Consider the following 13,288-nt stretch of genomic DNA (forward strand, 5'->3'; position numbering starts at 1 on the left):
GTTCTATGGGATAATGGCACAGTTTGAACCGAAATCACTGGCACAAACCACTCCGAAATCGGTGGCACAAGACGAACCGAAATAGCCATCTGGCCTTAACCCTGAACGGCAAAAAGAAAAAAATAAAGCGGAACGACTTTAAAGCTGCCTTCACAACTCTTCACCTTGATGCAAAACAGCAGGAAAATATCTTTAAAAAGATGGAGAACAGTAAATCCAAATGGATGGATCTGATCGATGATAGTTTTCTGACCGGTGATTTCAAGGATAGCTATAAAGAGCTGGTTGAAGCAAGGTTTGAAAGGGTATTGTAGCAACAAGTGATGGCATAGATTAATGATACCAGGATTCGAACCTGGGACCCCCTGCTCCCAAAGCAGACAAAGTAAATATTCATTACGTTTCATTTATTTTCATGTGCCTGTATATCATTACTTTAATAAATTTATTCTTATCAACTATTGGCATTTATTTGTCTTTATTCGTACATTTGTTGTACCCATGTTGTACCCAAAATTCATCCCAAATGATTAGTTTTAAGACAGTTTTAAAGAAGAAAAAGTTATCCTCCGGTAAATATCCGGTTTATCTGAGAATTACCAAAGACAGAAGGTCAGTATTTTTTCGCACTCCCTATACGTCATTGGAAAAAGAATGGGATGGAAAACAAGGTAAGTTCAATAAACATTCTCCGGACTATTTAAAGAAGAACAGGCTTCTCCTGAAATTTGTAGACCGGGCTATAGAAATTGTAACGGAACTGGAGCAGCAAAAAGGATATTACAGTCTTTTCGACATCGAAAATGCTATGCGGGTCAATTCAAATCCAACCTACAAAAATATTTTCAATTTTTGGGAAGAAGTGATCGGCGATATGATTAAATCCGGAAATACCGGAAACGCAAGGGTGAACCGGGATACTTCAACATCCCTTAAAAAGTTCAACAAAAACAGGCCTTTGTATTTTGAAGAAATCACCCCCACCTTCCTGGAAAAGTATGAAATCCATCTCCGGTCAAACACTGGGACCGATGGAGGAATCAGCGTTCGCATGCGGACTTTGAGGGCCCTTTTCAATAACGCCATCAGAAAAGGACTAATAAAAAAGGAAACATACCCGTTCACGGTTTACAGAATTTCGAAATTAAAAGGCAAAGGCATCAAAAGATCGCTAACCTTTGAAGATGTTCAAAAAATATTTAGCCAGGACCTGAGTGAGCATCCACACCTGATAAACACCCGGAATTATTTCGTTTTTAGTTTTTTTACCAGGGGAATGAATTTCGCCGATATGATGAAATTGACCTGGGATGGCATTTCGGACGATAAAATCTATTACATACGCTCTAAAACAAAAACGAACTTCCATATCAAGATTCTTCCGCCGGTCCAGGAAATACTAAACTACTACAAGAACAGGCCTCGCGATACAAAATACGTATTTCCTATTTTACTTAAGGATAATTTGACGCCAACTCAATTGGAAAACCGAAAGAAAAAAATACTGAGACTGTACAACAAGGAACTAAAAGAAGTCGCCGCCGTATGCGGAATTAATAAACCGATATTAAGCTATGTTGCGCGTCACAGCTACGCCAATTGTCTGAAACAAAAAGGAATTTCGACCGATATCATCAGCGAGTCGATGGGTCATCAAAACATTGCAGTAACACAAGCTTATCTAAAAGAGCTGGATGATTCCCTGATAGATGAAGCGATGGAGGTATTACTGTAAGCCATTTTTGCTGTTTTCCCGGAATATGACACGCTCATGAAATCTCCAACCTGTAAACACCACTCCTTTTTATTTTCGGAAGATTTTCAAAAGGAAAAGGAATATAAAGAATAAATGCAAAAATTGGAGGTGTTGATGCGGGATTGCAAAAAGGTTTAACCGGAGCTTGCGCAGGTTAAGTCTTTTTGAAATTGGACTGTGAAATGGGAAAATTAACTCCTCCGATTTTGGAATGAATGGCTTTATGCCGGAAGCTTTTGAAAACCCGGAGGGCTTGTCTTTCGAAAATGAAGAAATCTTTGTTGAAGGTTTGGGAGTCAGGTCAAGCATCAATAACTTCTTGATGTGACATTATGTTTTGCCTGAATTTGTTTTATTGGACTGAAGTCGTCGGTCAAAAGTAAATGTTTGTGTTGAGACTACTTTAATTTTTTTTGTATCGGGATGGTTCGGATTGATTAAGTAATTGAATTCCTGTTGAACAATACAGCTTGGGACTTTTAACACTGCCGCTTGATTCTGGCTCACAAAATCATCACCGATATACTGAGTCTCCATTGCTGGAGGTTTAGCATCCCAATTTTCAGGTAAGTCTTCAACTGACAATTCCAAAATTTTCACATCTTCCGGTATATCGATTTCAACGTAGTACCTGTCTGTTGGTAAATCTTCGTTTAAATCCAGATGTACAGATACTTCCAGAGTTGCAAGCGCCCGCGATTCAGCGGTATAAACCAAGAATGTATGAAGGCTATTCCATCTGTAACCTTCAGTTAATGCAGCCCCAACACCTTTTAAGGTGGTATCCAGATATTTTTTCCTTTCAATCCGATAGACGCGCATTATGCCAAGTTTCCGTATTCTAGTCTGTTAAGACAATTTTTGACTTCCTGAATCCCTGTGGTTGAGTCCAACAGGCTTTCAGGGGTTACTCCCCCCAATGATACGTTGGGCTTTTTCAACCAACGCAGAAATTTATCTTCTTCCTGGTTAAACACTTCCAACCCAAAATCGATTAATTCCGTTAAAAGCAAAACAGTTTCGCTGTCGCGGCCACTGAGCAAGGATTTTTCTCTTCTTTTTTTGTTATAAGTCGTTTGAGGCAAACTCAGTATCTGTAGGACTTCTTTTACCGGAGTATTGATTCTTTTACTAATTACTTCAATAGTACTATAAGGTAAACCATGTCTGATCAGCCCGACTCTTTCTATTTTTGAAGCCCAGACATATTTATTTCCTTCGGATTCTATACTCCATTTAGGAGTCGCCCTTCTTGCTATTCCGGCCCTTTTTATACTTCGTTTTGGGTTAAAAACATTTGTTTTAGGAGTATCTTTTTCCATGATAAAGCATTTGTGCTGTAAATATACAACATAAATGCTTTAAAACAAATTTTTAGAATTGGTGTAAGAAGGCGTCTTTTCATTTCCGAAGCATTGAAAACCCGGAGGGCTATTCTTCCATAAATGCAGGAATACTCTTGGAGGGTTTGAGAATTCTTCAGGAAAATCATTCAGGCTGTGGGCGAGTCTTACCAGCTCTTTCTTCACTTTTCTGGCTCCCACTACCGAATCTTCAGCAATGTAGGCATAAATGTTAATCAGATTATCTTTGGCCAGCCGCCCAAAGCTTACTTTGATTCGGTGGGTTACCTGTCCATGAATCCTGTGGCCCTCCACCAGTTTATACATCGTGTAACGCTCGCCAGTGGTCCTGTTCTGTTTTAAATATGGTTTGACAAACATATTGCTAAGCTATGCAACTATTTGTTTATCAGCAACAAGAGCGGGGGTATAACATTTGGAAAGCAAAATAGCACCAAAACTTATATTGCTGAATATCAGCCATGTCTGCTATTGCGTATTTGGCAATTGTTGATAAAAGCAGGGTTATTAACAGATTTTTATGGGTTTTTAATGCTAACTCTGCAATGTGGGTTAGGGTGACGGTTTTTTCATTGGCGCACTAACTCGCAAAGATAATTTAGACTTGCGGTGCCTGGTTTGTTGAAAAGTCAAAGTTTGTATGCTGAAAAAGTCAAAATTCTGTGAGGCAGGCGGGTTTTATTTTTTCGTTTTGTCCATTTCTTGATAGTTGCTTGGTGGTCGCTTGTCGTTTAAAGTGACAGCTAACTTAACAACTCGACACCCTAATCAACTTGTAAACTATTCGCTCGGTTTCAGAAAACGACTTGCGAAAGTCTCTTCGATTCTGTAGGACCCAACACAAACTTTAAGGTGTTGAAATAATCTTTCGTCTGTGTTTTAAACCCCATTCCCTCATTGCCTCCAGTACATTGCCAAAAGTCAGACCGTAATCTGTAATGGCATATTCCACGCCCACGGGTTTTGATTGAAGAACAGTTCGACTCACCAGATGGTTAATCTCCAGGTCCTGAAGTTCTTTGGAAAGCATACGAGGTGTGATGTCGATCTCGCGGGCGAGTTCCTTGAATCGAAAGGGCCGGTTTATAAGCGTTATCAAAATAATCAGCTTCCATTTCCCGCTAATCATTTCTAATGTATCCTGAATTGCCCGGCGACTGATTTTGCATGTCTCCGCGTTGTGATCTTCCATAGCTATACTTTTTTATACCGGTATACTTTATGTAACTGATACCTAAAGTATAGCAAATATAATTAGTTTTGAATCAAAAAAAAAATAGCGGTTTAAGTGTTTCAAAATAATTAAACACATATTTAAAATATTACTGAAATGAAAAACATTCTTCACATTATCTCAAGTCCCAGGACCGGGATCTCTTTTAGTACGAAACTCGGCAAAGCGATCATTGAAAATTTAATTGTCGCTTATCCGTCCAGCAAAGTGGTAGAACGCGATCTTACTATTGACCCATTTCCACATTTACAACAAAAGCACTTAGATGCCTTTTTCACGAGACCGGAGAATCGTACCGAAATTAATGCAACAGATATAAAACATTCTGAGACAGCCATTGAAGAAATTAAGCGGGCCGACGTAATTATAATAAGTGTCGACGTGTATAACTTTAATATCCATTCTACCTTGAAAGCATGGATCGATCATATCGTACGCTCCGGGATAACGTTCAAACTGGCAGACACCGGAGTTGAAGGCCTGCTGACCGACAAGAAGGTTTATTTGGCTGTAGCTTCCAAGGGAGTGTACTCTGAAGGACCAATGAAGCAATTTGACTTCGTCGTGCCCTATTTAAGGTTTGTTCTAAATTTCATTGGCATTAATGACATTGAGGTTCTCCGGGTGGAAGGCTCTTCAATACCCGCTGAACAAGAGACAATATTAGAAAAATCGTTAAATGAATGGAGCCTGATAGCTTGATATTTAGAGATTGTCAATGATTTTCATCGTTCAAATCGCGTTATTCAGAAAATCATCTGACCGTCAGCTTTCAAGACGCGTTTTAAACCGTATTTTAAACATCAGATATTTAAAAAAAGAGTCTTTGCACAGACTCCCGTTGGGCGCAAGGCTAGGCGACGGCAAACCCGACACTGACTGACAAAATAATTCATACATTTGAACCAAAAATGGATAATTACGGAGAAATAGTCCTTAAAATACATAACTACATCAGCAAGCTAACTTCCGAAAAAGAGTTGATTGATGAAGTATCCCAAGAAGTATTTTTGAAAGTACATAATTCTATTACCACACTCAAAGACAATGAAAAGTTAGATGCGTGGCTGAAAAGAATTGTTTATACTACATTGATAGACATATACCGCAGAAAACAAAAAGAGCAAACTGACAATTCATTGCTGATTAACGAATATGATGAACCGGAAAACGAGGGCAACCTTGCGTTAATAGAATGTATTGTTTCATTGTTGCAGTTGCTTCCTGACGAACAACGTGAATTGTTGGAAGCCGTTGAAGTAAAAGGAATAACTCAAGCGGAATATGCAAGACAGAATAATTTACCGTTAAGCACCGTGAAATCGAAAGTGCAGCGCTCCCGACAAAAAATAAAAGAGTTAGTCAAAGACAACTGCATTCTTACTAACGATAAGTATGGGAACGTAGTTGATTATATTCTTCCCGAAAAAAAATAAAAATATCTGCGTCTGTTTCTGAATAGTTTCGTCCATTCAGAAAAAGAAGATGAAACTATTGATTTTTGTTAGCATACTGATCATTGCGGGAGTCTTTATAACATTCCGTTGGCGACACATTATAAACCCCAACAAAGACGGGTCGTTCCTGATTGACAATCTACAGAGGACATTCATTTATCACCTACCGAAAAACCTGAAGCCCAATCCGAAATTGATCTTTGTGTATCACGGAACTGGTATGAAAACCTGGATGATGCAACTGTTTACAGGACACGAGTTTGATAGACTGGCAGACAATTCGCAAGATGCCATTATTGTTTATCCACAAGGCTATGAAACAAGTTGGAATGATTGCCGAACAATTGCAAATACGCCTCCTAAAAAGTTAAATCTTGATGATGTTGGTTTTACCGAAAAAATCATCGGATATTTTCAAAATAAATATGAAATCAACAGTCAGGAAATTTATGTTGTCGGCTTTTCGAATGGCGGACAATTTGCAACGAGGCTTATGAATGAAAAGCCTGAATTGTTCAAAGGCTTTGCGATAATAAGCGCCCCACGCTCTTACGAAAATGAAATGCAATGCAACAATGCACAAAGCCCGGTTTCTGTTATTCTTTTTAATGGAATGAAAGACCCGATTATTCCATACAATGGTGGTGAAGTTATACTGAAAGGCAAAAGTTACGGGCATGTTTATAGCGCGGAACAAAGTGTGCTACATTGGTTAACAGCCTCGAGGTGCGACACCATTCCGACAAGTACACACGACTTCAAGAATAAAAGTGGCGAAGTAACAGCTGTTCAACAATTTTTTTCTTCTATTGAGACTGGCAAGAAAATAAGTTTTATAAAAATGCTGAATGGTGGGCATCAAATACCAAATAAGAAATTTAGTATGGGTATCCCCTCAATGGGTTACGTTAATAAAGAAGTGGACGCGCCACGACTAATTTGGGATTTCTTTGAAAGTTTGAAGTAAACGAAATACGCTAAACCGAAAGTAATCAACATCCAAAAAATGTTAAAAAATTTGCACTTTGTTGTCGCATATACTATATTTACGACAACAATTTAAAATATTATAAAATGAGACAATTAACATTTGTATCGCTTCAAGTAAAAAATCTGGAAGCATCGAAAGACTTCTATGAAAAAAAATTAGGATTTGAAATTAGTGACACAAATCCACAAGCCTGTGTTTTCAAGTATAATCAAGGATATGCAAGTTTTGCTATTCGCACTCCTCTTGAACCACTTGGAGAAAGAGAATTGGGAATTGGTGTATCGATTTGGTTTGCAGTTGCAGAAAATGTAGATGAGCTGAAGGAGAATTTCATTGCGAATGGAATAACTACCGCTGGCCCAATTATAGAAACACCTTTTGGTAGAGCGTTTCACGTAAAAGACCTTGATGGTTATAAACTTACATTTTTGGAAACAAACGCATAAAATGAAAGAACGAGAAACAAAATATTGGGTAATTGTGGCTTCAAAAGACCACGTTAAATCGGGTATTTTACCTTTGATAGACGATTTACATTTTATCCGAAACAAACAAAGTTGGGGTTATTCATTCCGTTTTGGATTTTTTGAAATCAACCAACACGACTTTGATTTAATTTCATCACAAATGCTTCAACATCATTATGCCTAAAGAAATCGAATTCCACTTTAAAAGTCCAAACGATAGTCCGGGTTATTTACTCGGACAAGTAACAATGCTATGGCAACGTAAACTTAAAATGGTTTTAGACCCTTTAAACTTGACACAAACGCAATTTGTGTTGTTGGCTGCACTGGGTTGGCTTTCAAAAAAGAACAATGCTGTTACACAAATTGACATTGCCAATCAAGCTAACGCAGACAGAATGATGGTCTCCAAAGTTCTGAGAACCTTAGAAGAAAAGAAATTTATCAGCAGACAAGAACATCAAACTGACACAAGGGCCAAAGTAATTAAATTGACGAATGAAGGGGCTAAAGTTCTGCAAAAAGCATTGACATCAGTTGAAAGTGCCGATATAGATTTCTTTTCAGTACTAGATAAAAAACTATCCCCATTTAATCAGAGTTTGCTAAAGGTGATTGAACAAAACAAAAATGATTAAAAGCACATACCGCTAATAACGGCTCATTAAACATACCATTTTCAGTGGGTTAACAAACGTATTGTACAGCATTGTGTTTTGGAAAAGCGGACACATACGCAATACATAAAATGGCGCGTTTCATTCCTTCGAACGCTGGGGCAAGGCTAAACCAAGCACCGTGCGTACCTCAACAGAACGGACAAACCAAGCCCACCTACCACCCAACACGTTTGGACTTCTCAATAAAATAAATTTGGACTTTTCAACAAAGTGACTTGAAAATGTTATGCTCATCTTTGCATTATATAATTCTTATAAAATGAAAAATAAAGAAACAGCAAAGAGGTATTTCGATGCAATGGTGGCCGGAAACTTCGATGAAATGAACAAGTTAAAAACGCCTGATTGTGTTTATTGGTTGAGTGGTGAGGGATCCTGGCCGTTTGGAGGTTACCAATCACTTGAAAACCAGGCAAAATTATGGGGCACCGTAGCAGAACGATTCCCAACAGGAATGAAAATGACGCTTCAATCAATCACGGCAGACGAAGAGCGGGCAGCACTTTATGTTCATATTCGGGGAACGCGAAAGGATGGTCGTATTTATGAAAACAATGTGATGTTGCTTTTGATCTATAAGGATGGCTTAATTAGCGGTCTTTATGAATATTTGGATACTATTATGGTTAATGAATTATTCTGTGGCCCGATGGATGATGTGAAGAATAGTTAAAAGCATCAGGAATGGCATGGGCCATGAGTATCGTAATAGAAATAACAAAATGAGAGTAATCATAACAGGAACAACAGGAATGGTTGGCGAGGGCGTTCTATTGGAATGCCTGCAAAACAACAAAGTATCAGAAGTGTTAAGTATTTCTAGAAAACCTTGCGGAAGTAAAGGACATTATAGAAGCAGCTAAACAATGAAAGTAACTGACATAAAATCTTGTTATATCGGGCCCGAAATTTCCCCGGAACAATTTATTGCTGAACACATTTTTTTGTACTTGGCAAAAGGAAAAGTAAACGGCTATGAGGGAAACAAAAAACAGGCAATCAATGCAGGCGAGCATTGTTTATTTTTCAAAAATCATTTGGCGAGATACAACAAGGAAAAATCAGAAAATGAATTTGAAAAAGTAGTTATTGTTTTTGATGAAGCGTTTTTAAAAAAGTTTCAGGAAAAACATAAACCGACAGTTGGAAAATTTAAACCAGAAAGCGCATTTTTGAAATTAGACAAAAGCGAATTCATATCTAACTTTATTCAATCACTTGCTCCCTATTACAATAGTTCAGGAAAAATAGACAAAGCATTTGCCGACATAAAACGAGAAGAATTGCTTATCATCTTGCTGAAAAATGACCCCGAACTTGCAGGAATATTTTTTGACTATGGAATACCCGAAAAAATAAATTTGGAAGCGTTTATGAATAAAAACTTCAAGTTCAACGTAAGCATACAGCGCTTAGCATATATGACAGGACGAAGTTTATCGGCTTTCAAACGGGACTTCAAAGAAATTTTTAATGAAACACCAAATCGTTGGTTAGTTCAGAAACGCTTACAGGAAGCACATTTTCTCATTGAAAAAAGGAACAAAAAACCGACTGACATTTATGTGGAATTAGGTTTTGAAGATTTGTCGCATTTCTCTTACGCTTTCAAAAAGCAATTTGGTTACGCACCGACAGAACTATCAAAGAAATAAGCAACCGCACAGAGACAAGCACATCTGCAAATCGCACAATCCGAAGTTTACAAAAGAGCTTGCCCCTTCCCGAAAAACAAAAATTTTCCCTTCCCGACTTTTTTATTTTTCAACAGACACACGATCAGACCCAGCAGATAACGAATGACAGAAAGCCACAGCCACTAACCGCAGTTGAGTGCAGTCTAACTGCACCCATCCGCTCCACTCCCCAACACAATTCGACTACAATAAATACCAATTCGACTACTTTTTACAAATCGAAAACTGAGAACTTTGCAACAGAATCAAAACAAGAAATAATATGCAAAATCTTAAAGAAAAAGTAGTTGCTGTTACAGGAGCAAGTGCAGGAATTGGTAAAGCCATAGCAATAAAACTGGCAGAAAATGGAGCAAAAGTTGTTTTAGGTGCAAGAAATACCGAACTATTAGAAAAAGTTGCTGAAGAAATTAAAAGTGACGGAGGAGAAGCCGTATTTGCAAAAACCGATGTAAGTAATAAAAATGATTTGGTTAAGTTGATAAATATAGCAGTTTCGCAATACGGTAAGCTGGACGTTATTATAAATAACGCAGGCGTTGCCCGTATCAGTCGCATTGATGAATTAGATACTGACGGTTGGGACGAAATGATAGATACTAACATAAAGGGAACTTTATACGGAATGGCTGCTGCAATTGCTGTTTTTAAAAAACAACAATCAGGACACATTATCAATATCATTTCAACTTCGGGCATAAAAATAATGCCCACACAAGGCATATATGCAGGTACAAAAAATGCTGTCCGTACCATTGCAGAAGCATTTCGGCAAGAATCTGACGGAAGCATACGAATCACCGGAATTTCGCCAGGATTTATAAAAACTGATTTTTCCGTTAAAAGCGTAAATACCGAAGATATGAAAATAGCCGCTTCCAATGCTGTTGAAGCTTTAGCTATTAGTCCTGAAGCAATTGCCAATGCAGTAATTTATGCTATCAGTCAGCCAAAAGATGTTGAAGTTGGCGACATTGTTATTCGTCCGGCAAAACAAAATTGACCTGATTAAACTTATAATAAGTATGCAACAACAATCTGACATAAAGCATATCAAAAGTATATCGCAATTGGCGCGGGAATTAGGACTTCCTGCACCATTGCACCCATTGATTATGTTGGTTGATTACAATAATGTTTCGGCTGAAATGATTCTCAAAGGGCAAAAAATAAGTCTTGATTTTTACAAAATTTCATTTAAACCAACATTTAAAGGACAAACAAAATACGGGCAAGGATATTATGATTTTGAGGAAGGTGGATTGGCTTTTCTAAAACCCAAACAAATTGTTTTTTCGCCAGAAAATACAGGTAATTATGTAGGGTTTGCATTGTATTTTCATCAAGATTTTATCCGAAATTATCCATTGGGAAAGTCGATAACCCAATATGGATTTTTCTCTTATGATGTTTCCGAAGCATTATTTTTGTCGGCAAAAGAAAAAGAAATTATAACGAATTTATTTGCTTCAATGGCCATTGAATTAGACAACAATATTGACCATTTTAGCCAAGATGTTTTGGTGTCGCAAATAGAACTGCTACTTAATTACAGCAATCGTTTTTACAACAGACAATTCATCACAAGGAAAGCAGTCAATCACGGCATCATAATATCTTTGGATAATCTGCTAGACAGCTATTTTAAAGAGGAAAACACGCTAAAAAATGGATTACCATCTGTTAAATATATCAGTGCCCAATTAAAGCTATCACAACGATATTTGAGCGATATGTTACGTTCACTTACAGGATTAAATACCCAACAATATATCCAGAATGCTATCATTGAAAAAGCAAAAGAAAAATTATCTACAACAAATTTATCCATTTCAGAAATCGCCTACGAATTAGGCTTTGAGCATTCGCAATCGTTCAGCAAGTTGTTCAAGACCAAAACAAACCTTTCCCCTTTGGAGTTTAGGCAATCCTTTAACTGAAAAACAACAGACAAAGGACAGTCGAAAGTCACTAACATAGCCGTAAGTTTAAGTTCGAAAGACCTGTGGCGTGAATGTTCAATGGAACAGATATTTTTGAGTTCTCATCATTAATCGTTTCAATTACATCAAGCTTCAATTAAGTTAAACAACCAGCAGCCACACCACCTCCAACATCAAAAATGCAATCACAACCCCTATCAAAACGAAAAACCACCTTGGGATCACCGCTTTCTTTTGCAATGCCTGTTCATGATCTTTGAGTAGCTGCTCCAACCTGTCGGTATCCAAGTCAGCCTTCAATTTGGTGTTCTTTAATTCCTCGAGTTGCCGGGCAATTTCAGGGGCAACCTCTTTAATATTCTGGCTGGTTCGTCGAAGAACTTCGATTTCCTCAGTCAAGACATCCAGCAACTTTTGTTGTGATAAATTTTTTCTCATAACCTGAATCCTCTTTTTTTATCGGGTATGTTTTGCTGTTTTCTCTTTTGTAGGTTAGTAATTCTTAGATTTTGCCGGATTAACTTCTGCAAATTGGCGGCGCTCAATGCACGGTGAACCGAGCTGGCTTTGATGGATTCTTTTCCTACCTGGAACTTCAGCCCTACCACTTTGCCGTTTGAGGCTTGCTTCAATTGAGTTGTCACACCTTCCTGCTCCATCAGTCGGGCGTATTCAAAAATGTCAACCGGCTTCAATGACAAGATCTTGTCATGGGCCTGTACGATGACCCGTCGCAACCTGCTTTCTTTTTCCAGCTGCACTTCCCGGGCCGTTGTCAGGTTCATTTCACGGGCGATCCGTTCGGCAACACGTTGTGCCTTTTTACCAATGTAGTTGTCCTTTCGGGCCTTCCCTTCCGTGTTGATCCGGTTTACAAAAATGTGAAGATGCGTATGGTTTCTGTCTTTATGCACAAACGAAATACTCTGGTGATCCGCGAGATTCATCTGGCTTAAAAACTGGGCCGATATCTTTATAAAATCTGACTTCGTAAGCCTGGTCCCATCCTCAATCGTTGGACTAAGGACAAACGAAAACGAATTTCGCTGACACCGGGCATTCAGGTTTTGAAAAACCCGGAATTCTTTGGCGATTTCCGTTCCGGTTTCTCCAACAAGCCGGTTGCGGCAGATCTCTTCTGCTTTAATCTTGTTCCTCGCGTAATTGACCGCATTGGAAATATGCGATATGCTTTTGGCTTTCCCGATCATTGCTCAAATTTTTGAAGGTGCTGTTTGATCAGGGAAATGACTTCCTGCAGTTCATGCAAAATCATCTCGTTCTTATAAAAGTGCGGGCTTTTGATCAGGTTCGAGATTAGTTTGAAATTGTGGTGGTACATATGCAGGTTTTTATAGATCTCCAGTTCCTGCGGCGAAAAGCGCAGGGTTACTTTTTGGTTGAGGGCAGCGCGCCGGGCAAATTCGCTGGTGCTCAAACCGGTGTCTTTGGCGGCCAGGGCAATGGCTTTCTTTTCAATGTAGCTTACCCTAAAAGAAATGTATTGTGTTCTCATCTTTTTACAAGTTTTTGTCCCCAGGAAAAATCGTAGATTTTTCTCCCTTTGCGAGTTTAGGAGCAAAGCAAGATGGTCTTGTGCAACAAAGACACATCTTGAAATAGCTTACCGCAAACCTGTGCGAAACTGCCTGCGACTGGTTACTAAAAGTTCGTTCAGATCCTTTTTTGATGCATAAAC

The 13,288-nt window shown here is 38.4% G+C and carries 20 protein-coding genes and 1 pseudogene; 13 read left to right on the forward strand and 8 right to left on the reverse strand.

The features are described 5' to 3' along the window. Window positions 1–23: 23 nt before the first annotated feature. The gene (locus ACTB00_RS19125) at window positions 24–314 is read left to right on the forward strand and encodes a hypothetical protein (protein WP_463301513.1); all 291 of its coding nucleotides are present in this window, start codon (window positions 24–26) and stop codon (window positions 312–314) included. Between the two features lie 212 nt (window positions 315–526). Further along, window positions 527–1,735, forward strand: coding sequence for a site-specific integrase (locus tag ACTB00_RS19130; protein WP_463301514.1), 1,209 nt, complete (start codon window positions 527–529; stop codon window positions 1,733–1,735). A gap of 351 nt (window positions 1,736–2,086) precedes the next feature. Here the strand turns inward: ACTB00_RS19130 and ACTB00_RS19135 are convergent, their stop codons facing one another. From ACTB00_RS19135 to ACTB00_RS19150, 4 genes are all read right to left on the reverse strand, one after another. Continuing rightward, a complete protein-coding gene (locus ACTB00_RS19135) occupies window positions 2,087–2,578 on the reverse strand; it encodes an RES family NAD+ phosphorylase (RefSeq protein WP_463301515.1) in 492 nt (163 codons plus the stop codon). After that, window positions 2,578–3,078 (reverse strand): type II RES/Xre toxin-antitoxin system antitoxin, encoded by a 501-nt coding sequence (gene parS / locus ACTB00_RS19140; RefSeq protein ID WP_463301516.1) that lies wholly within the window; start codon window positions 3,076–3,078, stop codon window positions 2,578–2,580. Before parS ends, ACTB00_RS19135 begins: the two co-directional genes overlap by 1 nt. Before the next feature lie 39 nt (window positions 3,079–3,117). Continuing rightward, on the reverse strand, window positions 3,118–3,480 hold the full coding sequence (locus ACTB00_RS19145) for a hypothetical protein (RefSeq protein WP_463301517.1): 363 nt from the start codon (window positions 3,478–3,480) through the stop codon (window positions 3,118–3,120). Window positions 3,481–3,967: 487 nt separating this feature from the next. Continuing rightward, window positions 3,968–4,312: a winged helix-turn-helix transcriptional regulator gene (locus ACTB00_RS19150; protein WP_463301518.1), complete on the reverse strand. Its 345-nt coding sequence runs from the start codon at window positions 4,310–4,312 to the stop codon at window positions 3,968–3,970. A gap of 138 nt (window positions 4,313–4,450) precedes the next feature. On the opposite strand from ACTB00_RS19150, the gene ACTB00_RS19155 reads away from it, so the two are divergent. The 11 genes from ACTB00_RS19155 (at window position 4,451) to ACTB00_RS19205 (ending at window position 11,586) form a co-directional block, all read left to right on the forward strand. Then, window positions 4,451–5,056, forward strand: a complete 606-nt coding sequence (locus ACTB00_RS19155; RefSeq protein ID WP_463301519.1) for an FMN-dependent NADH-azoreductase — start codon at window positions 4,451–4,453, stop codon at window positions 5,054–5,056. A gap of 209 nt (window positions 5,057–5,265) precedes the next feature. Beyond that, window positions 5,266–5,790: a sigma-70 family RNA polymerase sigma factor gene (locus tag ACTB00_RS19160; protein ID WP_463301520.1), complete on the forward strand. Its 525-nt coding sequence runs from the start codon at window positions 5,266–5,268 to the stop codon at window positions 5,788–5,790. Between the two features lie 49 nt (window positions 5,791–5,839). Continuing rightward, a complete protein-coding gene (locus ACTB00_RS19165; RefSeq protein WP_463301521.1) occupies window positions 5,840–6,778 on the forward strand; it encodes a CE1 family esterase in 939 nt (312 codons plus the stop codon). A gap of 107 nt (window positions 6,779–6,885) precedes the next feature. Next, on the forward strand, window positions 6,886–7,248 hold the full coding sequence (locus ACTB00_RS19170; RefSeq protein ID WP_463301522.1) for a VOC family protein: 363 nt from the start codon (window positions 6,886–6,888) through the stop codon (window positions 7,246–7,248). Between the two features lies 1 nt (window position 7,249). Beyond that, on the forward strand, window positions 7,250–7,453 hold the full coding sequence (locus tag ACTB00_RS19175; protein WP_463301523.1) for a hypothetical protein: 204 nt from the start codon (window positions 7,250–7,252) through the stop codon (window positions 7,451–7,453). Then, window positions 7,446–7,907: a MarR family winged helix-turn-helix transcriptional regulator gene (locus ACTB00_RS19180; RefSeq protein ID WP_463301524.1), complete on the forward strand. Its 462-nt coding sequence runs from the start codon at window positions 7,446–7,448 to the stop codon at window positions 7,905–7,907. The genes ACTB00_RS19175 and ACTB00_RS19180 overlap by 8 nt, the downstream gene beginning before the upstream one ends. 301 nt (window positions 7,908–8,208) lie before the next feature. After that, entirely contained in the window at window positions 8,209–8,622 is a 414-nt protein-coding gene (locus ACTB00_RS19185) for a nuclear transport factor 2 family protein (protein WP_463301525.1), read from the forward strand. Between the two features lie 49 nt (window positions 8,623–8,671). Further along, window positions 8,672–8,812: a hypothetical protein gene (locus ACTB00_RS19190; protein WP_463301526.1), complete on the forward strand. Its 141-nt coding sequence runs from the start codon at window positions 8,672–8,674 to the stop codon at window positions 8,810–8,812. Between the two features lie 3 nt (window positions 8,813–8,815). Next, on the forward strand, window positions 8,816–9,604 hold the full coding sequence (locus tag ACTB00_RS19195; protein ID WP_463301527.1) for a helix-turn-helix domain-containing protein: 789 nt from the start codon (window positions 8,816–8,818) through the stop codon (window positions 9,602–9,604). A 304-nt stretch (window positions 9,605–9,908) separates the two neighbouring features. Then, entirely contained in the window at window positions 9,909–10,649 is a 741-nt protein-coding gene (locus ACTB00_RS19200) for an SDR family oxidoreductase (protein ID WP_463301528.1), read from the forward strand. Window positions 10,650–10,671: 22 nt separating this feature from the next. Next, a complete protein-coding gene (locus ACTB00_RS19205; RefSeq protein WP_463301529.1) occupies window positions 10,672–11,586 on the forward strand; it encodes a helix-turn-helix domain-containing protein in 915 nt (304 codons plus the stop codon). A 32-nt stretch (window positions 11,587–11,618) separates the two neighbouring features. On the opposite strand, the pseudogene ACTB00_RS19210 reads toward ACTB00_RS19205, so the two are convergent. The 4 genes and pseudogenes from ACTB00_RS19210 to ACTB00_RS19225 form a co-directional block, all read right to left on the reverse strand. After that, window positions 11,619–11,722: pseudogene (locus ACTB00_RS19210) on the reverse strand (transposase); the annotation flags it as partial. Window positions 11,723–11,730: 8 nt separating this feature from the next. After that, window positions 11,731–12,027, reverse strand: coding sequence for a hypothetical protein (locus ACTB00_RS19215; RefSeq protein ID WP_463301530.1), 297 nt, complete (start codon window positions 12,025–12,027; stop codon window positions 11,731–11,733). After that, window positions 12,024–12,800, reverse strand: coding sequence for a relaxase/mobilization nuclease domain-containing protein (locus ACTB00_RS19220; RefSeq protein ID WP_463301531.1), 777 nt, complete (start codon window positions 12,798–12,800; stop codon window positions 12,024–12,026). Before ACTB00_RS19220 ends, ACTB00_RS19215 begins: the two co-directional genes overlap by 4 nt. After that, the gene (locus tag ACTB00_RS19225) at window positions 12,797–13,105 is read right to left on the reverse strand and encodes a plasmid mobilization protein (RefSeq protein ID WP_463301532.1); all 309 of its coding nucleotides are present in this window, start codon (window positions 13,103–13,105) and stop codon (window positions 12,797–12,799) included. The genes ACTB00_RS19220 and ACTB00_RS19225 overlap by 4 nt, the downstream gene beginning before the upstream one ends. Between the last annotated feature and the right edge of the window lie 183 nt (window positions 13,106–13,288).

It is taken from the genome of Sunxiuqinia sp. (genome assembly GCF_055140945.1).